The organism is Phyllobacterium sp. YR620 (genome assembly GCF_900104165.1).
Lineage (GTDB): Bacteria > Pseudomonadota > Alphaproteobacteria > Rhizobiales > Rhizobiaceae > Phyllobacterium > Phyllobacterium pellucidum.
This window is the reverse complement of sequence record NZ_FNJP01000004.1, coordinates 254,917-278,115: the sequence shown is the minus strand read 5'-3', so window position 1 is coordinate 278,115 and position 23,199 is coordinate 254,917. Positions and strand designations below refer to the sequence as shown.

General features: G+C 60.5%; 17 protein-coding genes and 1 riboswitch. Of the genes, 6 read left to right on the top strand and 11 right to left on the bottom strand.

All coding sequences use genetic code 11. The features are described from left to right. The first annotated feature begins 31 nt into the window (after nucleotides 1-31). Nucleotides 32-2,128 carry a catalase gene (locus tag BLR72_RS15510; RefSeq protein WP_091950045.1) on the top strand — a complete coding sequence of 699 codons (2,097 nt, stop codon included), beginning with the start codon at nucleotides 32-34 and terminating at the stop codon, nucleotides 2,126-2,128. A gap of 237 nt (nucleotides 2,129-2,365) precedes the next feature. Continuing rightward, nucleotides 2,366-3,073 (top strand): MgtC/SapB family protein, encoded by a 708-nt coding sequence (locus BLR72_RS15505; protein ID WP_091950043.1) that lies wholly within the window; start codon nucleotides 2,366-2,368, stop codon nucleotides 3,071-3,073. 3 nt (nucleotides 3,074-3,076) lie between these two features. Here BLR72_RS15505 and BLR72_RS15500 read toward each other — a convergent pair whose 3' ends face one another. The 3 genes from BLR72_RS15500 to BLR72_RS15490 form a co-directional block, all read right to left on the bottom strand. Beyond that, the gene (locus tag BLR72_RS15500; RefSeq protein ID WP_091950041.1) at nucleotides 3,077-3,958 is read right to left on the bottom strand and encodes a transglutaminase family protein; all 882 of its coding nucleotides are present in this window, start codon (nucleotides 3,956-3,958) and stop codon (nucleotides 3,077-3,079) included. A gap of 8 nt (nucleotides 3,959-3,966) precedes the next feature. After that, a complete protein-coding gene (locus BLR72_RS15495) occupies nucleotides 3,967-6,363 on the bottom strand; it encodes a circularly permuted type 2 ATP-grasp protein (protein WP_091950039.1) in 2,397 nt (798 codons plus the stop codon). Between the two features lie 91 nt (nucleotides 6,364-6,454). Continuing rightward, complete coding sequence (locus tag BLR72_RS15490; RefSeq protein WP_091950038.1) at nucleotides 6,455-9,793, bottom strand: transglutaminase family protein; 3,339 nt, start codon at nucleotides 9,791-9,793, stop codon at nucleotides 6,455-6,457. Between the two features lie 154 nt (nucleotides 9,794-9,947). Beyond that, nucleotides 9,948-10,162: riboswitch (cobalamin riboswitch) on the top strand. Between the two features lie 285 nt (nucleotides 10,163-10,447). Between BLR72_RS15490 and BLR72_RS15485 the strand changes: the two genes are divergently transcribed. From BLR72_RS15485 to BLR72_RS15470, 3 genes are all read left to right on the top strand, one after another. Further along, complete coding sequence (locus BLR72_RS15485; protein WP_091950036.1) at nucleotides 10,448-11,251, top strand: ABC transporter ATP-binding protein; 804 nt, start codon at nucleotides 10,448-10,450, stop codon at nucleotides 11,249-11,251. Further along, nucleotides 11,248-12,195, top strand: a complete 948-nt coding sequence (locus tag BLR72_RS15480) for an ABC transporter substrate-binding protein (protein WP_091950034.1) — start codon at nucleotides 11,248-11,250, stop codon at nucleotides 12,193-12,195. Before BLR72_RS15485 ends, BLR72_RS15480 begins: the two co-directional genes overlap by 4 nt. Before the next feature lie 268 nt (nucleotides 12,196-12,463). Continuing rightward, nucleotides 12,464-13,483: a FecCD family ABC transporter permease gene (locus BLR72_RS15470; RefSeq protein WP_244506718.1), complete on the top strand. Its 1,020-nt coding sequence runs from the start codon at nucleotides 12,464-12,466 to the stop codon at nucleotides 13,481-13,483. Here BLR72_RS15470 and cysQ read toward each other — a convergent pair. The 3 genes from cysQ to cysD form a co-directional block, all read right to left on the bottom strand. Then, complete coding sequence (gene cysQ / locus BLR72_RS15465) at nucleotides 13,480-14,274, bottom strand: 3'(2'),5'-bisphosphate nucleotidase CysQ (RefSeq protein WP_091950031.1); 795 nt, start codon at nucleotides 14,272-14,274, stop codon at nucleotides 13,480-13,482. The genes BLR72_RS15470 and cysQ overlap by 4 nt on opposite strands. Before the next feature lie 174 nt (nucleotides 14,275-14,448). Further along, nucleotides 14,449-16,398, bottom strand: a complete 1,950-nt coding sequence (gene cysN, locus BLR72_RS15455) for a bifunctional sulfate adenylyltransferase/adenylyl-sulfate kinase NodQ (RefSeq protein WP_091950027.1) — start codon at nucleotides 16,396-16,398, stop codon at nucleotides 14,449-14,451. Beyond that, entirely contained in the window at nucleotides 16,398-17,303 is a 906-nt protein-coding gene (gene cysD, locus BLR72_RS15450) for a sulfate adenylyltransferase subunit CysD (protein ID WP_091950025.1), read from the bottom strand. Before cysD ends, cysN begins: the two co-directional genes overlap by 1 nt. Here cysD and BLR72_RS22290 point away from each other — a divergent pair. Continuing rightward, nucleotides 17,283-17,534 carry a hypothetical protein gene (locus BLR72_RS22290; RefSeq protein ID WP_139202537.1) on the top strand — a complete coding sequence of 84 codons (252 nt, stop codon included), beginning with the start codon at nucleotides 17,283-17,285 and terminating at the stop codon, nucleotides 17,532-17,534. The genes cysD and BLR72_RS22290 overlap by 21 nt on opposite strands. Nucleotides 17,535-17,555: 21 nt before the next feature. Here BLR72_RS22290 and rbsK read toward each other — a convergent pair whose 3' ends face one another. The 5 genes from rbsK to BLR72_RS15425 all read right to left on the bottom strand — a co-directional run bounded on the left by rbsK (nucleotide 17,556) and on the right by BLR72_RS15425 (nucleotide 23,157). Further along, nucleotides 17,556-18,497 carry a ribokinase gene (gene rbsK / locus BLR72_RS15445; RefSeq protein ID WP_091950023.1) on the bottom strand — a complete coding sequence of 314 codons (942 nt, stop codon included), beginning with the start codon at nucleotides 18,495-18,497 and terminating at the stop codon, nucleotides 17,556-17,558. A 73-nt stretch (nucleotides 18,498-18,570) separates the two neighbouring features. Next, complete coding sequence (locus BLR72_RS15440) at nucleotides 18,571-19,566, bottom strand: ABC transporter permease (protein ID WP_091950021.1); 996 nt, start codon at nucleotides 19,564-19,566, stop codon at nucleotides 18,571-18,573. A gap of 8 nt (nucleotides 19,567-19,574) precedes the next feature. Continuing rightward, entirely contained in the window at nucleotides 19,575-20,552 is a 978-nt protein-coding gene (locus BLR72_RS15435) for an ABC transporter permease (protein WP_027230032.1), read from the bottom strand. Next, the gene (locus BLR72_RS15430; protein WP_091950019.1) at nucleotides 20,549-22,048 is read right to left on the bottom strand and encodes a sugar ABC transporter ATP-binding protein; all 1,500 of its coding nucleotides are present in this window, start codon (nucleotides 22,046-22,048) and stop codon (nucleotides 20,549-20,551) included. The genes BLR72_RS15435 and BLR72_RS15430 overlap by 4 nt, the downstream gene beginning before the upstream one ends. 65 nt (nucleotides 22,049-22,113) lie before the next feature. Beyond that, nucleotides 22,114-23,157 carry an autoinducer 2 ABC transporter substrate-binding protein gene (locus tag BLR72_RS15425; RefSeq protein ID WP_027230034.1) on the bottom strand — a complete coding sequence of 348 codons (1,044 nt, stop codon included), beginning with the start codon at nucleotides 23,155-23,157 and terminating at the stop codon, nucleotides 22,114-22,116. Between the last annotated feature and the right edge of the window lie 42 nt (nucleotides 23,158-23,199).

The following is a 23,199-nucleotide window of genomic DNA, read 5'->3' as shown; positions in this document are numbered from 1 at the left end:
AAGTATTCCCACTGAAAACGAGGATGGTACCATGGCCACGGAAAACAATTTCGTCACCGACCGGGGTAATGGCGGTGAAACCCATCAGCACGTGCCCGAAAAAGGCCCGCATCGAGCCGAGGGGCACCTCACCACCAACCAGGGCATTCACGTCAGCGACAACCAGAACAGCTTGCGATCCGGGGAACGCGGACCGACGCTGCTTGAAGACTTCGTCCTACGCGAGAAGATTTTCCACTTCGACCACGAGCGCATCCCCGAGCGCATCGTACACGCGCGCGGATCAGCGGCCCATGGCTATTTCGAGCTCTACGAATCCCTTGCCGACATCACCAAGGCCGACCTCTTTCAGCGCAAGGGCGAGAAGACGCCGGTTTTTACCCGTTTCTCCACCGTGGCTGGAGGTGCGGGATCAGTCGATACACCGCGTGACGTGCGCGGGTTCGCGGTCAAGTTCTATACCAAGGAAGGCAACTGGGACCTCGTTGGCAACAACATCCCGATCTTCTTCATCCAGGACGCGATCAAGTTTCCGGACCTCGTTCACGCGGTGAAGATGGAAGCCGATCGCGCGTTCCCGCAAGCGGGCAGCGCCCATGATACGTTCTGGGACTGGGCCTCGCTCATGCCCGAAACGACGCACATGCTGATGTGGGCCATGTCTGACCGGACAATTCCCCGGTCCTTCCGCACCATCGAAGGCTTCGGCATCCACACCTTCCGTCTCGTCAATGCCAAGGGCGAATCCACCTTTGTCAAATTCCATTGGAAGCCCAAGCTCGGTCTGCAATCGACCGTCTGGGACGAGGCACTTAAGCTGCAAGCGGCGGACAATGATTATCACCGGCGCGATCTGTGGGAAGCAATCGAATCCGGAAATTTCCCCGAATGGGAGCTTGGCCTCCAGCTTTTCGATGAGAAGTTTGCCGATGCCCAGCCCTACGATGTGCTTGACCCCACCAAGATCATTCCTGAAGAGGTCATTCCGGTGCGCAGGGTCGGACGGCTCGTCCTCGATCGCAACCCTGACAACTTCTTCGCCGAGACCGAACAGGTCGCCTATTGCCCGGCGAATATTGTCCCGGGTGTCGATTTTACCAACGATCCGCTGCTTCAGGGCAGGCTCTTCAGCTATCTCGACACGCAGAAATCACGGCTTGGCACAGCCAACTTCCATCAGCTTCCGATCAATGCGCCGAAATGCCCGGTGATGAATTTCCAGCGCGACGGCCAGATGCAGATGAATGTTCCGAAAGGACGCGCCAACTACGAACCCAACAGCCTTGCCGCGCATGGCGAGGACGGCGGGCCGCGCGAATGTCCGGTCACCGGGTTCACGACTACTGAAGGCCGGACCGATCAAGCGGAAACCGGCGGCAAATTGCGGATACGTGCTGAACTGTTCGCCGATCACTACAGCCAGGCAAGATTGTTCTGGCGCTCGCAGCAGCCTTCCGAACAGGCCCACATTGCCTCGTCCTTCGTGTTCGAGCTCTCGAAAGTCACCCTTGCGCAGGTGCCTCCCCGCATGGTCGCAAACTTGCGCAACGTTGACGAGGATCTCGCCAAGCGCGTGGCAAACGGGCTTGGCATCGAATTGCCGGAAAAGTCGGAGGCCGCGCGCGCGCCGCTCGACATGGAGCCCTCGCCTGCTCTCAGCATCCACGGAAACATGAAACCCACGCTTGATGGACGTTCGGTCGGTATCCTGATCGATGACGGCACCGATGCCGCGGCGCTCGGCGCGCTAACCAATGCAGTCAAGCAGGCAGGCGCCAAACCTGTCATCGTCGCGCCAAAAATCGGCGGCGCCAAACTGGCCAATGGCGATACAATGAAAGCCGATGGTCAATTACTCGGTACGCCGTCGCAATTGTTCGACGCCGTCGCCGTCATCGTCTCCGCCGATGCTGCCGGCAGGCTGGCGAATGAGGGAGCGGCAAAACAGTGGGTGATGGACGCCTTCGGCCATCTCAAGGCGATCGGTTATGCGGCCTCGTCCAGGGCTTTGCTCGACGCCGCCGGTATCAAGGACGATGCAGGCGTCATGCCGGTTGAAAAAGGCTTCACCGATGCCGCGACCAAGCGTTATTGGGACCGGGAGCCGAAACTGAGGATGCTCGCCTAGGCGAAAGCCAGTGGAGACGGAAGCGCATTGACAATTTGTTTCCCCTCTGCACGATCCGCTCCACCGTCATGCTCGGGCTAGGTCCCGGATAGATTACCCGTGCACGCTCATTGGTTGTGCATGCCACACCTGCCTGTGGGTCAATCGGGACACAGGCCGAGAATGACGGTGGGTGGATAGGGCCATGGCGCTGATGTCCCCCTATCCGTGGCGAGGAACAAGCCTGAAAGTGCAACGGTGGACCTTTATCTAACTTGGGAAGACATCGCCATTCGCCTCGGCCTGACCGTCGTGGCGGGTGCGATCATCGGGTTCAACCGGGAGGCGAGCGGCCACGCTGCCGGCCTGCGGACCACGCTCCTTGTCGGCCTTGCCGCCTGCATGGCGATGATCCAGGCCAACCTGCTTCTGACAACAGTCGGCAAACCGCCTGATTCCTTTGTCAATATCGACGTGATGCGCTTGCCGCTCGGGATACTCACCGGCGTCGGCTTCATCGGCGGCGGCGCGATCTTCAAGCGCGGCGACCTCGTCAGCGGGGTGACGACGGCGGCGACGTTGTGGATCATGACGGCGATCGGGCTCGCTTTCGGCAGCGGTCTCATCGAACTGGCATGCGTTGCGACTGCCCTCGTCTATTTGATCCTTTGGGCGATGAAACTTATCGATATCCGGATTTCCCGTGAGCGAAAGGCGTTTCTTACGATCGTGCGCGAGGACAGCGAAACGTCGCGCGCATTCGAGCAGGAACTCGCATCCATCGGCTATCGGACGCGCTTCATGAAACAATATCGCCGGCCTGACAGTAACCACGTGACGGTTACCTATGAGGTGCGCTGGCATAGGCCGGAGATAGCCGGGCCGCCGCTCGATCTGATCGAGTTCGTCGAGAAAAAGTACACGATCGAACTGTTCGACACGATCCTCGACTCCGATCGCGGCTGAGCGCTAGGGCTCAAGCGGGATGACATCGACGGACTGCTTGCCTTCCTGCGAACCGCTTGTCTTCAAGATGCCAACGATCGGCGACACATCGGCGTAGTCGCGACCATAGCCGATGGTGATGTGGTCATTGCCGGCAACCATGTTGTTGGTCGGGTCGAACTCCTGCCAGCCGGCTTCGCGGCCGCACCAGGCCCGTACCCAAGCGTGCATCGCGTCGGCGCCCTCGAGCCGCTCCTCGCCCGGTGCCGGTATCGTGCGCAAGAAACCGCTGACATAGCCGGCCGGGATGCCGAGTCCGCGCAATCCGGCGATCATCACATGGCTGAAATCCTGGCAGACCCCAGCCTTGAGATCGAATGCCTGCCGCGCCGACGTGCGCACGTCTGTCGCCTCGCCGTCATAGGTGAAGTCCTTGTAAATGCGGTGGTTGAGGCTGTTCACGACCTCCATGACCGTGCGCGCCTCGGCAAGGCTCTCCGCCGCATAGGCGGTGATCTGCGGATCGATTGCGGCATAATCGGTGGAGTTCAGAAAGTGATGCGGTGCGTCCGCTGCTATCGACCGAACACTGCGTATTTCCTTCTGAAGGCCAGCCATGTCCGGCGATACATCGAGCATTGTCGGCGGACGCGTGACATTTACCCGCGCCGTCATCGTCACATCGAGCGTCTCGTGCGGATTGCGGTAAGCTATCGATGTTACGGTGTTGGCGAAGAAATCGGTAAACTCGGATCGCTCGGCTGCAGACGGGTCGAAGGACAGGCTTGAGGCGATCACCCGCTGGATGCCCGGCATCGTCTGCGGCATGACGCGAATATGATGACGTCCACCGGCGGCGGAGCGCTCATAATCATAGTGGAGATGCAGGCGGATATTGTAGAGCATCGGTCGCCTCAGGCGAAATAGGTGTCGGAGATCGTATCGGAGAGCACTCCGATTTCATAGGCAAGTCCATGGAGCTTGTCCGGCGTGAGCTCCGACGCTTCCATAATGGCAAGGTCGGTGTGGAGCCGAAGCACCTTCTTCATAAGTACCGGCATCTCGGTGCTCGAATCGCGCGCCGGCAGAAGCCCGAACTCCGTCTTCAGGGCCTCCAGCTGGAAAAGAATGGAGCGCGGGTTGAGCGGATCGAGCGCCAGAAGATCGAGCACGCTGAGGCGCCCGGAATAAACGCTGTATTGGCGCCGGTGGGTCATGACGCTGTCGCCGATCTCCAGCAGCATTTCGAGCGCCCCATCTGCTGCGTCTGGACGCGATAGCGTTGCAAGGATGCGCGCCATTCCGATGCTGCGCTCGATGCGGCGTCCGATTTCAAGGAAGCGCCAGCCAGTGAACCGGTACATGTTTTCGTGCACGAGGCCGGAAAAGCCCGCAAGCTTGCGAAGAACGATGGTCATTGCCCGGGTTGTGTCGTCGCCCGCAGCCACCACATCATGAAAACGGTGGATCGTCTTTGAAAGATCCCGCAACGCAAGCCAGCCATCCGGTGAAAAGCGATCGCGAATACGGCTGGCGCTGAGCATTGCGCCGTCGATCGAGCGCGAGAGGCCCTTGGGAATGGCGCTGTCGAGATCGACGCCGAGAGGCTTCAGATAGGCGCGCATTTCCGCGAGCAGCGGCAGTTCCCTGTTGGCCGCCTCCGCATGACGCGCGTGGCAGGCCCGGAGGATGCGCGCGGTTCCTTCCGCCCGCTCGATATAGCGTCCCATCCACATGAGGTTTTCAGCAGCACGGCTCGGGAGCGTTCCCGGCACGTTGCGCCGGAAAGCGTCATCCTCGCGCGGCAGCAGCGTGTCCTTGCCGACCGGTCCGCTGCTCGTGATCCACACGTCGGCCGCCTGCCCGCCACGCTGCATGGCGATAGCGGCAGTGTCGAGGGTAAGGCCCACGCGCGCAAAACCGCCGGGTAGAAAGCTCCAGCCATGCTTGGTCCGCGCGGCGAAGACCCGCAATACGAAGGGGCGCGGTTCCAGCTTGCCGTCGACATAGACCGGCGTCGTCGAAAGCTTGACCGCCTCCTGCCCGACAAGGCTGCGCCCGTCATCCTTCAGCCGTAAAAGCAGTTCGCTACGTGCGCCCTCGTCAAGGCCGGCGCCGAGCGCGGTCGCGCCCATATCCTCGAACGGCAATTGTCTCGACATCGCCGGCCCGACCATCATCTGGTCAAGGTGGTCCATGACGTGCCGGCGCTCCTTGTCCTGGCCGCACCACCATGTGGCGATGCTCGGCAGAGCAAGGTCGCGCCCATGCATCGCGTTGGAAATGGCCGGGAGAAACGCCAATAGAGCGCGCGTCTCCAGAATGCCGGAGCCTAGTGCGTTGACGAGCGAGACAGAACGTTGCCGGAGAGCCCCCACCATGCCGGGGGTGCCAATCCAGGAATCTGCCTTGAGTTCAAGCGGATCCATATAGGCGGCGTCCATGCGTCGCCACAACACATCCACGGGCTTCAAGCCCGAAACGGTGCGCACCATGACCTTGCCCTTGCTGACGGTGAGATCATCACCCTCCAGCAGCATGAAGCCGAGATAGCGCGCGATATAGGCGTGTTCGAAATAGGTTTCGTTGTTGGGTCCGGGCGTAAGAATTGCCGCACGTCCCTGCGGGTTCTTGACCTGCGCCTGCAGCGAATCGCGAAACTCCTTGAAGAATCCGGCAAGCCTGTGAACGTTCATGGATGCGGAAACATCCGCCAGAGCCCGCGTACTTGCGACGCGGTTCTCAAGGGCAAAACCGGCACCCGACGGCGCCTGCGTGCGGTCGCCGAGAACCCACCACCTGCCGTTGGGCGCCCGGCCGAGTTCGAAGGCGCAAAAATGCAGGAAATGCCCGCTCGCCGGTTTCACGCCTGCCACTGCATGCAAATATTCGGAATTCGAAGCAATCAGATCGGGGGGAAGCAGGCCCTCGCCGATCAGCCGGTTCTCGCCATAAATGTCGGCGACGATGTCTTCCAGGAGATCCGCGCGCTCGGCAAGACCGCGCGTGATAGACTGCCAGTCATGCTCGTCAATCAGAAGCGGGATATGCGCCAGCGGCCATTCTCGTTCCTGTGTGCCGGTTTCGTCGTAGACCCGGTAATAAACGCCCGCATCGTGCAGATATTGGCTGGCCTTGGCAAAGCGGGTCGCGAGCTTTTCAGGACCGATCTGATCGAGTTTGCGAAGGAGGGATTCCCAACCCGGACGCACTGCGCCGGAGGGGTCGATCATCTCGTCGGCAACATTGGGCAGCGGTTGATAACCCGAGAGCAGCCCTGACACATTTGGCGCTCTCACGGGCGATGGCATGGTTGCACACCCCCCGGGCCGTGGTGGCGGGGCATCTGGCTAGACAGAGCCGGGGTAAAACTCAGACCCATCCGATCTCGCATTCGTCGCATCAACTTGGCCGTGGCCGCCTGAGGTCGAGGGTCATCGGAAACTCGCCGGAAGGCTGCTCCTTCCTGAGTTCATAGGCCCCCGCCGTGTGTCCCCGTCCTTCGAACCTGGCAAGGCGGCGCGCCTCCGCTTCGTTCGAATTCACGGGAAACGTATCATAGCTGCGCCCACCCGGATGTGCGACATGATAGACGCAGCCGCCGATCGCCCTGCCCGACCATTGATCGTAAATATCGAAGACAAGCGGCGTATTGACCGGGATCATCGGATGGAGCCCGCTGCGCGGCTGCCACGCCTTGTAGCGCACGCCTGCGACGGCTGTACCCTGGGTATCGGTCATCCGCAGCGGGACTTCGCGCCCGTTGCAGGCAACGCTGTGGCGCGCAGGATTGAAGTTCTCCATCTTCACTTGCAATCGCTCGACCGAACTGTCGACGAAGCGCACCGTCCCGCCGATTGCGCCCTGCTCGCCCATGACATGCCACGGTTCCAGTGCTTGGCGCAGTTCCAACTTGACGCCCTCGCGTTCGATCTCGCCGCAGAACGGAAAGCGGAATTCGAGCTGTGCCTCGAACCATTCCGGCCGGAACTCGAAGCCGTTCTCGCGCAGATCGGCGAGAACATCGAGAAAATCGGCCCAGACAAAGGCGGGCAGCATGAAGCGATCGTGGAGGGACGTGCCCCAGCGGACGAACCCGCCCTCGATGGGCTTGTTCCAGAAGCGTGCGATCAGCGCCCGAACCAGCAATTGCTGTGCGAGGCTCATGCGGGCATTGGGCGGCATTTCAAAGCCGCGGAACTCGACGAGGCCAAGCCGTCCCGTTGGTCCGTCAGGCGAGAACAGCTTGTCTATACAGATTTCCGCCCGGTGGGTGTTTCCAGTGACGTCGATCAAAAGGTTGCGGAAAAGCCGGTCGACCAGCCAGGGCAGAGGCGGTGCACCTCGACCCGGCATCGGCACCTGCGCCATGGCGATTTCGAGCTCGTAGAGACTGTCATGGCGCGCCTCGTCGATGCGCGGGGCCTGGCTTGTCGGACCGATAAAGAGGCCGGAAAACAGGTAGGACAAGGATGGATGCCGCTGCCAGTGAAGGACAAGGCTCTTCAAGAGATCCGGCCGCCGCAGGAACGGGCTGTCATTTGGCGTTTCGCCGCCGACAACGACATGATTGCCGCCGCCCGTGCCGGTGTGCCTGCCGTCGACCATGAATTTGTCGGCGCCGAGGCGCGACTGGCGCGCTTCCTCATAGATCGCCGTCGTCGTTTCGACGCACTCGCGCCAGTTGGCGGCAGGATGGACGTTGACCTCGATGACACCTGGGTCCGGCGCTACGCGAATGACGTTGATGCGCGGGTCCTGCGGCGGACTGTAGCCCTCGATATGAACCGGCAGTCCGAGCTTCGCCGCGGCAGCCTCGGCGGCGCCGACAAGTTCGAGATAGTCCTCCAGCGCTTCAACCGGCGGCATGAATACGCTGAGGCGGCCCTCGCGCGGCTCAACCGAGATCGCGGTGCGCACGGCACCGCCGATATCGCCGAGTTCCTGTTCGACCCGCTCCTGCTGGCCCCCTTCGGCGGCTGTGAATGACGCGACAGCCTGCGGCGTGTCCCGGCCGGCCGGATCTGCCTGAGCAATCGAGTCGGCAAGCGGTCCGCGTTCCACGGAGGGGTCCACGGGCACGATATAGGGATATTCCGAAGGCGGGACATGCGGCAGCGCTCCGAGCGGCAGCCGGTATCCGACCGGCGAATCCCCCGGCACCAGAAAGAGCCTGCCGCGGCGCGTCGTCCACTTTTCGCTGCGCCAGCGCGGGCCGGCAACAGCCTGGCTGTTCCAGCGCTGTACCGGAAGCACATAACCCGTCGGTTCAGTCAGGCCACGTTCGAAGACGCGGGACATGCGGCTGCGCTCTTCCGGGTCTTTGAGTTTCGAATTGGAGGGATCGACATTGGCCGGCAGGTTGCCTTCCTTGACCAGCCACTCGGCCGGATCCTCATAGGCCGGCGCGACCATCTCCGTTTCGACGCCCAGAACATTCGCCATGCCGGTCAAGAGCTTTTCCGCGTCCGCCGGCTTGATCTCGCCCTTGCTGTTTTCGGCAGCGATGAGGTTCGGATCGACCCAGATCGGCTTGCCGTCCTTGCGCCAGTAGAGCGAGAACGTCCAGCGCGGCAGGCTTTCGCCCGGATACCATTTGCCCTGCCCATAATGCAGGAAGCCGCCGGGCGCAAAGCGATCGCGCAGTCGGCGGATCAGCATGTCGGCCTTTTCGCGCTTGGTCGGGCCGACCGCATCGGTGTTCCATTCGCCGGATTCGAAATCGTCGATCGACACGAAGGTGGGCTCACCGCCCATGGTCAGCCGCACGTCGCGCTGCTGCAGCATCGCATCGACCTTGTCGCCCAAGGCATCGAGCGCTGCCCAGGATTCGTCCGAGAACGGTTTGGTTATGCGCGGGTGTTCGGAGACGCGTGTCACATGCATGTCGAAATTGAACTCGACATTGGCGGGTTCGGCCATGCCGGAAATCGGGGCGGCATTCCTGTAGTGCGGCGTTGCGGCGAGCGGAACATGGCTTTCGCCGGTCAGAAGGCCCGAGGTCGGATCAAGTCCGATCCAGCCCGCGCCCGGCAGATAAACCTCGCACCACGCGTGAAGGTCGGTGAAATCCTTGTTCGTCCCCGCCGGGCCATCAAGGGCGACGAGATCGGGTTTCAACTGGATCAGATAGCCGGAGACGAACCGGGCCGCGATGCCGAGATGGCGCAGGACCTGTACGAGCAGCCAGCTGGAATCGCGGCAGGAACCGGTCGCGACGCCGAGCGTCGTATCGGGCTCCTGAACGCCGGTTTCCATGCGGATGACATAGCCTACCTCACGCTGGATACGCGCATTGAGGTCGACGACGAAATTCACCGTATTGGTCGGGTTGCGGTCGATCGTTGCAAGAAACGCGCTCAGCAGCGGACCCGTTGGCTCCGGCTTCAGATAGATCGAGAGGTCGTCCCGGATATCCTCAGGATAGGCGAAGGGCCACGTCTCCGCGATCGGCTCGACGAAGAAATCGAAGGGATTGTAGACCGTCATGTCCGCGACGAGGTCGACCTCGATCTTCAGTTCGGTGACAGGCTCGGGAAACACAAAGCGGGCAAGAAAATTTCCGTAGGGATCCTGCTGCAGGTTGACGAAGTGATTGGAAGGACTGACTTTCAGGGAGTGGCTGAGAACCTTCGTACGCGAATGCGGCGCAGGCTGCAGGCGAATGACCTGAGGTCCGAGCATGATCGGACGGTCATATTTATAGTGCGTCAGATGGTAGACCGCAGCGTGAATTGCCATATCGCCTCAAATAACTAGCCGCGCATCGCGCGAAACAAACTGAAACCTAAACTACTCTCTTTCATAGGGCACGTCTTAAAATGTCCCATTGCCAATTATTTTAGCACTTGAGAATTTTGCCGTATAAACGTGCTTGCCAGCGGAGAAATCCCCGCATAGCATCCGCGCCGATGGTTTCTCCGGGATGACAACACCGGAGGTGAAAAGGGAACACGGTGAGGCGTACCCAACAGGGACCGAGACCGTGGCTGCCCCCGCAACTGTAAGCGGCGAGCGTTGCCTGACGATGCCACTGATCGAACGACCGGGAAGGCCGGGCAAAGCTGAGACCCGCGAGCCAGGAGACCTGCCATCAAGCAAATGATTCGAAACCGGACGGGGTGTGCCGGGAGCGATGCGATGTTGCCGTTTACGGATGACCTTGAGCAACTGCTGAGGCGTCCCGTGATTGGAATATCCACGTTCCCTGTTCCTGTCCTCATGAAGGACAGGTATGCACATCGACCCTCATCATCATCATCGCCTGTGCCCGCACCCTGGCTGGATCCTGCCGGTTGACATTGCTTCGCGTTTGCTATCATACGATATAACATTACATCAGTTGATCGAAGTTTCCTGGGTGCGAAAATTTTCGATTGCCGGAAAACGCCAGCCATGAATTCCATCCTTCTCACCGCTGACACGGTCAGCTATCGAATCGGCGGCAAGTGCCTGGTTGAGGCTGCATCGCTGCAAATTTCACGCGGATCGCGGCTCGCCATTATCGGTCCGAACGGCGCCGGCAAATCCACGCTGCTGCGGATGCTGGCGGGGCTTGCGGCGCCGACAAGCGGGGCCATTCACATTGAAGGCGAGAATATTAACCGCTTGACCCCGCTGGATCGGGCACGCCGCTTCGCCCTCGTCGGCCAGACGGATACGCCGGACCGCCAGTTGCGCGCCATCGACTACGTGGCGCTTGGCCGTATCCCGCATGGCGGGCGCTACAGCGCCGGGACGGATCGCGAGATCGTTGGGGAAGCCATGGACCGTGCCGGCGTCGCGTCGTTTGCGGCGCGGACGGTTGGTTCGCTGTCCGGCGGCGAGCGGCAGAGGCTGCAGCTGGCGCGCGCTCTCGCCCAGCAACCGGCGATCCTGTTTCTCGACGAGCCGACCAATCACCTCGATCCGAAGGCACGCAGCGCCCTGCTTTCGCTCGTTTCCGGGCTCGGCATCACCACCGTCGCCGTCCTGCACGACCTGCCGCTCGTCGCGCCGTTCGCCAGCCATGTCGCCGTCATGCATGCCGGCAAGATCGTCGCCGCCGGCACGCCCAACGAGACATTGACCCCGCGCATTGTCAGCCAGGTGTTCGACCTCGACGTCCTGCGCCTGCGCCACCCGCATCAGGACCGCGAACTCATGGTGTTCGACGTTCCCGGCCCCGTTCAATCTGATAAGTCACGGAGACTCCCATGAAAAAAGCCCTCATCGCGCTCGCGCTCACGCTGCTATCCGCGCCGGCATATGCCTTTCCGGTCACTGTCGACAATTGCGGCACGCCGCTGACTTTCGACGCAGCGCCGAATCGCGCCGTCATCCAGGATATCAACATGAGCGAGATGGCTTTTGCGCTCGGCCTCCAGCCCTCGATTGTCGGCGTGACCGGCATCACCGGCTGGTACAAGCTAGATGAGGCGTTCAAGAAACAGCAAGGATCGATCCCCGAGCTTGCGCCGAAATATCCGACCATCGAGAACCTCGTCGCCGCCAATCCCGATTTCTTCTTTGCCGGCTGGTACTACGGCATGAAGCCGGGCGGCGACGTTACGCCGGACACGCTCGCCCCCTACGGCATCAAGACGCTCGTCCTGACCGAGAGCTGCGTTCATCTCGACAAGAACCGTCCCGCCGCCTCGATGGACCTGCTCTATGGCGATATTGAAAAGCTCGGCAAGATTTTCGGCAGGGAAGCCGAGGCCGACAAGCTGGTCTCTGGCTGGAAGGCCGAGCTTGCCGCGATCAAGGGCAAGATCGGCGGGAACGGCGACACCCGCGTCTTCCTCTATGACTCCGGTGAGGACAAGCCGTTCACGGCCGGCAAGTTCGCCATGCCGTCGGCATTGATCCGCGAAGCCGGCGGCGTCAACATCATGGATGACATGGAGACGAGCTGGGGCACGACGTCATGGGAAACGGTCGCCGCGCGCAACCCGCAATTCCTCGTCCTTCTCGATTATCAGGATGATGCCGGTTATCAGAAGCTTTTGAATTTCCTGAAATCACACCCGGCGATGAAGGAGACGGATGCGGTGAAGAACGAACGCTTCGTCGCCCTGCGCTACGCCGAGATCACGCCCGGACCTGCCAATATCGAAGCCATCGGCAAGATCGCTCGTGCGATGCACCCGGAAGCGTTTTGAGGGGTGACCAGCAACGCCCCTCCCGGCTGCTGCGCAGCCACCCTCCCCACAAGGGGGAGGGAAAAGGCGGCGCCATGCATACGAAAGTCATTGACGAAATGATCCACTCACCCCCCTTGGCCCTGCCGGGCATCTCCCCCACAAGGGGGGAGACCGATTGGCTTCCGGCGATTAGTCCAACCACCACCGGCGGGGTATTGCGCCGAGATGACTGCAGGCTTTTCTCCCCCCTTGTGGGGGGCATTGGCGGCAGCCCAGAGGGGGGTAAATGAGCTTCGCCGCCGCACAACGACGCATGCTTATCGGCGCAAGTGTGGCGATGCTCGCCCTTGCCCTTGCCTCGATTGCCTATGGCTCGACACTGATCCCGCTCGGCGACATCATGCGTGCACTTGCCCATGCCGCCGGTCTCAGCGACACGTCCGTCGCCGCGCCGGTGCAACGCATCATCATCGACCTTCGCCTGCCCCGCGTCGTCCTTGCGCTCTGCGTCGGTGCAGGCCTTGGCGTCATCGGCGCGATGCTGCAGACCGTTACGCGCAACGATCTCGCCGACCCATTCCTCTTCGGCCTCTCCTCGGGCGCGGCCGCCGGTGCCGTCTCGGTGATCAGCATCTTCGGCGATCGCTTCGGCATCTGGACCTTGCCGATTGCCGCGTTTTCGGGCGGCATGCTCGCGGCCCTGCTGGTGCTGGTGCTCGTTCGGCGCATCGAAGGCCAGGGACCCGAACGGCTGATCCTCGCGGGTCTTGCCGTCTCGTTCCTTTTTGCCGCACTCACCAACTATATCGTCTTCCTCGGCGACCAGCGCGCCGCCCACTCCGTGCTGTTCTGGACACTCGGCGGTCTCGGCCTGGCACGGTGGGATAATCTGCCGCTGGCGATCACCGGCCTTGCCGCGATCCTCGCGTTTGCGCTCTTCAACCACCGCCGGCTCGATGCGTTTCTCGCCGGGGAAAACACCGCCGAAAGCCTCGGCGTGCGTGTAGCGCGCACGCGCAGTATCGTTTTTATCGTATGCGCCTTTTCGACCGCGATTTTCGTCTCGGTTGCCGGCGTCATCGGATTTGTCGGCTTGATGATCCCGCATATGGCCCGCCGCTTCGCCGGCCAGCTTCACGCCGGACTGATCGTTGCCAGCGCCATTTTCGGCGCCACCCTGATCCTGCTCAGCGACCTTGCCGCGCGCCTGCTGCTCGCGCCGCAAGAGTTGCCGATTGGAATCGTGACGAGTTCGGTCGGGGCGTTCTTCGTGGTAACGATGCTCTTGCGAAAACCGCGAGGCTAAAGCCGGCCCCGAGCCACGAAATGCGGGTTGGCGAAATCCGCATCATGCGCCTGGTTGCGCCGCCCGTAAGTCAGCGGCCGGCCGTCGAGCGTCAAGGTGATGCCGCCGGCGGCGCGCAGTACGGCATCGCCCGCCGCCGTATCCCACTCCATGGTGCGGCTCAGCCGAGGATAGATGTCGGCCTCGCCGCGCGCGAGCAGGCCGAATTTCAGCGATGAACCAACCGAAACGCAATCGGCGATGGCGAATTGGTCGAGATAGGCGTCGGTTTCCGGCGTCCGGTGCGAGCGGCTCGCAACCGCGACCAGAACGTCGGGAGCCGAACGGCAGGCAATGGCCTGACGTTCGATCACGCTGCCGTTGCGATCGATCGTCACTTGTTGCGCCCTCTCGGGACCGCCGGTGAAGAGGAGGCCGCGCACGGGAGCGTAGACGAGGCCGAGCACTGGTACGCCGTTTTCGATGAGTGCGATGTTGACGGTGAAGTCGCCATTGCGGCTGACGAACTCCCGGGTACCATCGAGTGGGTCCACCAGATAAAAGCGGGTGCCAAGATCGCCGGGGATATGGCCGCCTGCGATCTCTTCCTCGGCAACAATGGGTATGCCCGGTGTCGCACCCCGCAACGCCTGAAGGATGATCGCCTCGGCGGCGTGGTCGGCTGCAGTCACGGGTGATTTGTCGTCCTTGAGTTCGACAGCGCAGCCTTCCTCGAAGATACGCAGGATCTCCTGACCGGCAACAATCGCGGTTTCTTCGAAGAGGGTGAGCAGATCAGAGTGGAATGTCATGCGGTGCTCTCTGGTCTCCTGGGAATTTCCCTTCCAAGGGGGGGACCAATGCGAAGGTTCTGTCACGTTCAACGACATTCGAAGTGCCGGCGGACATGCCTATGCGATCTCCCCCGTTGTGGGGGAGATGGGCGGCAACCCAGAGGGGCGTGAGCGCGAATTGCATGACTTGCTCTAGATGGACCACGAACTCTGGTCGTAATTGAAGATGATGCCACGCTCAGCAAGCAGGTTTTCGACCTCGGAGGCAAGCTCTTCCGTCGTTCGCCCGACGGTTTTCAGATGAAGTTCCGGGGCCTTTGGCGCTTCATAGGGCGAATCCACGCCGGTGAAGTTCTTGATCTCACCGCGCAGCGCCTTGGCGTAAAGTCCCTTCGGATCGCGGCGGGCGCATTCCTCGAAGGGCGTATCGACGAAGATCTCCATGAATTCGCCGTCGCCAAGCAATTCACGCGCCATGCGCCGCTCGGAGCGGAAGGGCGAAATGAAGGAGACCAGCACGATCAGCCCCGCATCCACCATGAGCTTTGCCACCTCGCCGACGCGTCGGATATTCTCCACGCGATCTTCCTCGGTGAAACCGAGATCGCGATTGAGGCCGTGGCGGACATTGTCGCCGTCAAGGATATAGGTGTGCTTGCCCAGTGATGAGAGACGCTTTTCGACAAGGTTCGCAACCGTGGATTTGCCCGAACCGGAGAGCCCGGTGAACCACAGCACGGCCGGCTTTTGATCCTTCAGTGCCGCACGCGATGCCTTATCGACGTCGAGCGCCTGCCAGTGGACGTTCGATGCGCGGCGAAGCGCAAAATCGATCATGCCGGCGCCAACCGTGGCATTGGTCAGACGATCGATGAGGATAAACGACCCGGTCGAACGGTTCGACTTGTAGGAATCAAAGGCGATCGGTTCCTGCGTCGAAATATTGCAGACCCCGACCTCATTCAAATCGAGCGATTTGGCAGCAACTTCAGCGAAGCTGTTGATATCGATTCGATGTTTGAGATCGGTGATCGTGGCGGTGACCTGATCGGTCTCGGTGCGCAGGATATAGGAACGGCCCGGAATGAGCGCATGCTCGGCGAACCAGACAAGATGGGCCGCGAACTGGTCCGCGACTTCAGGGCGCGCGCCCGGCGCAACCAGCATGTTGCCGCGCGAAACCTCGACCTCATCTTCCAGCACGATGGTAACCGCCTCGCCCTCGCCGGCGCGATCGAGATCGCCATCCCAGGTGACGATGCGCTTGACGCGCGATGTCTTGCCGGACTTCGCCACGACGACCTCGTCGCCGGGCGCTACGGAACCCGAGGCAATAGTTCCGGCGAACCCGCGAAAATCGAGATTGGGGCGATTGACGAATTGGACCGGAAACCGGAAAGGGCGTTCTTCGGCGGTGCGATCAAGCGGCACGGTTTCGAGATGTTCGAGCAGCGAGGGACCCTTATACCAGGGCAACTTATCGGATGCGCCGATGACATTGTCGCCATAGCGAGCCGAAAGCGGGATCGACTGTATCGAATTGAATCCAAGCTTGCCCGCAAACGCCTGATATTCCTCGACGATCCTGTCGAAAATCTCCTCAGAGTAGTCGACGAGATCGATCTTGTTGACGGCCAGAACGATATTGCGGATGCCAAGAAGGGAGGCGATGAAGCTGTGACGCCGCGTCTGCTGCAGCACGCCTTGCCGCGCATCGACGAGCACAATGGCGAGATCCGCCGTCGAAGCGCCGGTCGCCATGTTGCGGGTATATTGCTCGTGCCCGGGCGTATCTGCGACGATGAACTTGCGTTTCGGTGTCGAGAAGAAGCGATAAGCCACATCGATGGTGATGCCCTGCTCGCGCTCAGCCTCAAGGCCATCGACAAGCAAGGCGAAGTCAATATCGTCTCCATTCGTTCCGTGCTTGCGGCTGTCATTGGTCAGGGCGGCAAGCTGATCCTCGAAGATCAGCTTTGTGTCGTAGAGCAGCCGGCCGATCAGCGTCGACTTGCCGTCATCGACGGAGCCGCAGGTCAGGAAGCGCAAGAGCGACTTCTTTTCCTGTTCGGCCATATAGGCGTTGATTTCCTCGGCGGCTGCTTCGGCTGCGGACAACTCGATCTGGGCTAGTTTACTCATCAGAAATAGCCCTCACGCTTTTTCTTTTCCATGGAGCCGGCTTCGTCCTTGTCGATCATGCGGCCCTGCCGCTCCGACGTGCGCGAAACCAACATTTCGCCTACGATCTGCGGAAGCGTCGTGGCGCTCGATTCAACAGCGCCGGTCAGCGGGTAGCAGCCAAGGGTCCTGAACCGAACCATCTTGTCCTGCAGCACCTCGCCCGGCAGCATCTGCATCCGTTCGTCATCGCGCATGATCAGCATGCCATCGCGCTCCACGATAGGCCGCTTGGCGGCGAAATACAGGGGAACGATCGGAATCTCCTCCTGCATAATGTACTGCCAGATGTCGAGTTCGGTCCAATTGGAAATTGGAAAGACGCGGATCGATTCACCCTTGGCGACGCGGGTATTGTAGATCTTCCACATTTCCGGACGCTGGTTCTTCGGGTCCCAGGAATGCTGGGCATTGCGGAAGGAAAAGATGCGTTCCTTGGCGCGTGACTTCTCTTCGTCGCGGCGCGCGCCGCCAAAGGCAGCATCGAAGCCATATTTGTCGAGTGCCTGGCGCAGAGCCACCGTCTTCATGATGTGGGTATGCGTGTTCGAACCATGAACGAAGGGGCTGATGCCCTGCTCGATGCCTTCCTGGTTGCTGTGGACAAGAAGATCGAACCCAAGCCGCTTAGCTTCTGAATCACGAAACGCGATCATCTCCTTGAATTTCCACGTGCTGTCGACATGGAGAAACGGGAATGGCGGTTTTGCCGGATAGAACGCCTTCATCGCCAGATGCAGCATGACGGACGAATCCTTGCCGATGGAATAGAGCATCACCGGCTTGGCGAAGGTTGCCGCAACTTCACGGAAAATGTGGATTGCCTCGGCTTCAAGACGCTGAAGATGCGTCAGGTTCTTGGTCATCAAAATCACTATCCACTTGTGCCGGTCGCGTTATTGGCGCCAGCAAAAATCATCCAGGACACCGGCGTCCTTCGACTGCCGGAACGTGCCGCAAACATAGTGGAACAGCAGCGGTTTAGAAAAGGATGGTTTCACGCCTCGCGCAAAATCGACGCCAATTTATTGCCGTTGCAGGCGAAATCTAAGAACGCCATGCTCCTGTCGAGTGGCGTCCAACCACAACCGTTTTAAAAACCTTCTATCGTGGAAAATTCATCCGGCCTTGCGATCGCCAAGACCAGCGATGAATTTATCGAACGCCTTCGCATCGGCATAGGACTTCTGCGTGCCTTCGCGGGTGATCGAATCGGCGGCATAGAGCGCAGCCCTGCGCAGCGAGGCTTCGACGTCGCGGCCTTCCACGTAGAACCGGGCAAAGCTGCCGATGAAGGCGTCGCCAGCTCCCGTCGTATCCTTGGGCTGGACCTTCAGCGGCTCGATCAGCGTCGCCTTGTCAGCAGTGATCAGCCGCGCGCCACGCGAGCCAAGGGTGACGATGACGGTGCGAATGCCCTTGGCGATCAATGAGCGGGCCGCAGTCTCGATTTCGGCATCGGTACCGGTCGGCATGCCGGTCAGCAATGCGAGCTCCGTTTCGTTCGGCACGAGAAACGTCGCTTTGGTGACCTTCCCGGCATCGAGGTCCGGCGCGGCAGGCGCCGGATTGAGAATGGTCTCGATGCCATGCTGGTCGGCAAAGGCGATCGTGTAGTAGACCGTCTCCAGTGGAACTTCCAGCTGCATGAGAATGAGATCGCACCGCTTCAGGTCTTCAGCGGCGGCATCGATATCCGCCGGCTTCAACTCGTTGTTGGCGCCCTTGATGATCAGGATGGAATTTTCGCCATGCTCGTCGACGAAGATCGGCGCAACGCCGCTTGACTGGCCGGCAGCCGTATCGACATGGGTGATGTCGATGCCATTGTCCTGCAAATTGCGGATCGTACTCTGGCCGAAGACATCGTCGCCCACCCTGGTCACCATCATGACGTCGGCGCCGAGTTTTGCGGCCGCGACCGCCTGATTGGCGCCCTTGCCGCCGAACCCCATCGCGAACGCCGGCGCTTCGACTGTCTCGCCGGGTGCGGGCATGCGGACGATCGAAGTAACCAGATCCGTCATGTTGCTGCCGACAACGGCGATACGGTGGGGCATGTGCGTATTCCTTGTGTAGTCCAGTCGTTTGGAATTTTTCTATATCAGCGATCTTGCGGAAAGAAACGGTGCCTTATCGATCGGTGTTGCGAAATGCGTTGAGAGCAATGACCAAAAGCAGGAAGCCTCCCCAGATGAAATCGATGAGGTGATTGGAGAAGCGCAGGATCTGGAAGCCGGATGAGAGTAGCATCAGCGCAACCAGCGCGATGGACACGCCAAGCACCCTGCCCTTGCCGCCAGCCGGGTTTGTGCCGCCAAGCACAGCGATCAGGATGGCTTGCAAGAGGTAGGATGCGCCATAATCCGATTTCGCGGCATTGGTGCGCCCCGAAAGAATGATGCCGGCAATGGCGGCGAGAAACCCGGTCAGCATATAGGAATAGAAGATCATCCGATCCTTGCGCAGGCCGGCAAAGACGGCGGCGCGCGGGTTGGTGCCGATGAGCATGAGATTGACACCGAGTGTGGTGCGCGTGAGCAGAACGGCGACCGCACCGGCAACGACGACGAACAGGATGAACGGCGTTGCGAGGCCCAGGATCTTGCCGTTGCCGATATAGTTCCAGCCATCCGGGAATCCGACGATCGCCGGGCCGCCAGTGAGGACGACAGCGAGGCCGGTGAAGATCTGGCCGGTGCCGAGCGTCGCAAGGATCGGCGTAATGCGCAGTTTGGCGATGAGAAAGCCGTTGAGGACACCCGCCAAGAGACCGATCGCCAGCGCCATCAATATGCCGATGCCCGTATAAAGCATGATCATGCCGGTGGACTGGTCAGTTCCGGTGATGACATGGTGGAAGAACACGCCGGCGAGAATTCCGGCGAGGTTGGCGATGCCAACGACCGAAAGATCGATACCGCCGGTCAGCATCGCGATCATCATGGCGATCGCGAGAATGCCGAGTTCCGGCATGATGTAAGTGATTGATTCGAAGTTGTAGTAGCGCAGGAACTTGTCGGGGTTGAGATAGGACATCAGCGCGAAGACCAGCACGGTGATCACGAGAAGCAGCAGGATATTGCGGTCCTGCCCGAAAATGCGCTTGGCGATAGAGCTGTTCTGCATGTCCTGTCTCACACCAGTTTCTTGCGATCGCGCCAGGCGGTGAGCGCCGTGGCGATGATGATGATGAGGCCCACGACCACCCGCTGCCAGGTGGTATCGACCTTCATGATGATGAGGCTGTTCTTGACCATAACCAGCATGAACACCCCAAGCAGCGTGCCGATGACGCTGCCGCGTCCGCCGAAGATGGACGCGCCGCCGAGGACCACGGCTGCGATGACATCAAGCTCGAGGCCGACGAAATCGCGGGGATTGGCAAGCCAGATCATCGAACCATGCAATAGACCGGCAAACCCGGCCAGCGCACCGGCGAAACAGTAGACGACGAACAGCGTGTTGCGGGTATTGAAGCCGACCCGGCTTGCGGCCTCCGGCGCACCGCCGAGAGCGAACACCGAGCGCCCCATCATGGTGTAGCGTAGGAACAGATGTGTGAGGAGCGCGAGGCCGAAATAGATGAGGATCATCGCGGTCAGGCCGAAATTGGTGCCGCTTGCAGAAGTCAGGCTGATGAGGTCCGTCTTGGCGAAGGCGATCAACTGCTGAGGCATCTTGTCGATGTTGATCATGCTGGTGCCAACGAGGCCAAGCAGCAGGCCGCGCACGACGCTGCCCGTACCGAGGGTGACGATCAGCGGAATCATGCGGAAGCTATGGATGAAGAAGGCGTTGAAAGCCCCGAGAAAAGTGCCGATCAGCGTTGCGGCGACGAAGGGCAGGAGCACACCGCCATAGCCATAATAGATCATGACCTTGATCGTAAGGTACATGGCGGCGACGGCAAAAGCTGTGAAGGAAACATCGATGCCGCCAGAAATCATCACAACAAGGACGCCAAGCGCCAGGATGCCGATGATCACGTTGGCCCGCAATAGTCCGAACAGGTTGTCAAGCGACCAAAAGGCCGGGTTGATCAGTCCGATGATGATCATCGCAGCAACAAGAATGCAGGCGATGATGAATTCCGATCGACGAAACAGAGTCATTTCAAGGCCTTCAGCCGGTCGTTTAAAGCGTCTTCATGCAAGGAATCAGGTCCGATTTCATCGACGAAACGCCCTCGGTGCATGATGATGATGCGGTTGCAGTTCTGGACAAGTTCCGGCACGTCGTCGGAAATCATCAACACGGCCAGACCGTTCTCGACGGCCAGTTCCCGAATCTTGCGATGGATCTGCGCCTTGGAGCCAACGTCGACGCCGACAGTCGGGCCATTGAGAATGAGCACCCTTGCGCCCGTCAGCAGCCAGCGCGCCAGCACGACGCGCTGCTGATTGCCGCCGGACAGATGGTTGACCGGCGTTTGCGGACCAGGCGCAGCAATCTGCATCGCACCGAACATGCCCGACGTTGCCGCAGCCGTTCGCTTGCGATCAATGAAGATGCCGCGCACGAAATTGTTGAGCGATGTCGCCAGCATGTTGCGTTCGATCGATTGCGGCAAAAACAGACCCTCGCTGAGCCGATCCTCCGGAACGTAGGCGATGCCGGATCCGATGGCATCCTGCACTGTCGCCGGATGCACTTCCCTGCCGTCGACCTTCACTGTCCCGGTAAATTTTGGGTTCATGCCGAAGAGCGCCAACGCAAGCTCGGTGCGGCCGGCGCCGATCAATCCCGACAGGCCGACGATCTCGCCGGCATGGAGCGTCAGGTTGATATCCTCGATACTTCCCGGCACAGAGAGATTGCGGACCTCTAGCCGCGGCGGGCTGTCTCCAACGGCAGGCTCCCAAACGTAGCTCTGATCGGTGAGATCATGCCCGGTCATGGCGCGGGTGATCTTCGGCTCGTTGAAATCGGTAATCGGGCCTTCGGCCACCTTCTTGCCGTTGCGCAAGACGGTCAGCCGTTCGCTGATTTCGAGCATCTCGCGCATCTTGTGGCTGACGAACAGGACGGCGATGCCCTGCGCCTGGATATCGCGCACGATACGGAAGAGCGCATCGACCTCTGGCCGCGTCAGCGCCGTCGTCGGCTCGTCCATGATGATGAGCCGGGCATTGACCATGACGGCGCGGGCAATTGCGATGATCTGCTTGCCGGACGTCGGTAAGGTTTCGACATCGGCGTCAAGGTCCATCGTAACGCCGAGACGTGCGAGTGCCTGTTCGGCAAGGTTGCGGGCACGCGTCCAGTCGACGATGCGGCGTTTTTCGAGAAGCATCGTATTGAGCGCGAGGTTTTCGAGAACGCTGAGGTTCCCGAAGAGAGAAAAATCCTGATAGATGACCTGAATGCCATGCTGTACCGATTGAGCGGGCGTCATGCCGGTTACCGGGACGCCGTCGATGCGTATTTCGCCTTCGGTCGGCTGATAGACGCCAGCCATGATCTTGATGATCGTGGATTTGCCGGAACCGTTCTCACCGGCAAGGCAGTGAATTTCACCGGGCTTGATCGCCAGCGAAACCGCGTCCAGCGCCACGAGGCCGCCGAAACGTTTGCTGATATTATTCAGCTCCAGAAGATACTCGCTCATGCTTGCTCCGGCCATTCGAAATGTCCGGGCGACAACGCTGCCGCCGCCCGGACAAAAAGGCAAAATCAGAAGTTATAAGGGGCCATGTTATCGACCGTGACGCCAACCCAACCAGCGCCGTAGAGCAGGTTTGGCTTGGAAGCGTCGGGCGCTGTGAGGCTCGTATAGCCGGGAAGGCCGAGGTCGAGGCCTGGCTTGATCTCGGCGTTCTTCTTTTCGAGCGCCATGACGGCAAGCTCGTTCATGGCATAGCCGGCAACGGCGGGATCCCAGAACTGGATATACTGGATGTCGCCATTCTTCAGGTATTCACCGGCAACCGAAACCAGACCTGTTCCCGCGAAGAAGACCTTGCCCTTCAGACCGCCCTCTGCGATCAGGCGCCCTGCGCCAGCCGAAGTCGGCATCGGCGCGCCAAGAATACCGGTAACGTCCGGATAGGTGGTCATCGCCTCTTTCAGCTTGTTGTAGTCCTGATTGGCGTCGTCATAGGTTTCGAGGCGTTCGGTCGCCAGCGACATTTCAGGAAAGTTCTTCTTCTGATATTCGATGGCGCCGTCGATCCAGTCCATCTGCGACTTCGAGGTCAGGCTACCGACCGTCGCAAGATACTTGCCCTTGCCGCCCATGTTCTTGGCAAGCACTTCCATGAGCTTGGCGCCATAGGCCTTGTTGTCGAAGGCTTCGAGCTCGTAATCGACATTGACGATGTTGGAGGCTTCATGGGCGATGACGACGATCCCGCGGTCGCGGGCCTTCTTCAGCACCGGCTCCACCGCCTCGACCGAGAACGGCACGATGCAGATGGCATCGACGCCCTGTGCAATCAGGTTTTCAACGATCTGGACCTGCGCAGCAGCGTCGGCCTGGCTCGGCCCGACCATCCAGGTATCCATCCCGGTATCCGATTTGAACTGTTCAACGCCGGCGCGCATGCGGTCGAACCAGGCAATGCCGTCGACCTTGACCACGGTGGCGATGGAATAGGTCTTGCCGCTAGCCGACGTGACATATTCCTTTTTGACTTTGGATGTATCGATCGGCCCTTCGGCCTTTGCCGGCGCGACAAGAGCCGCGACAATGGCGAGTGATGCGAGCAGTTTCTTCACAGGCATATCCTCCTTGGTTGTTGCCCAAACCGTGCGGAATGG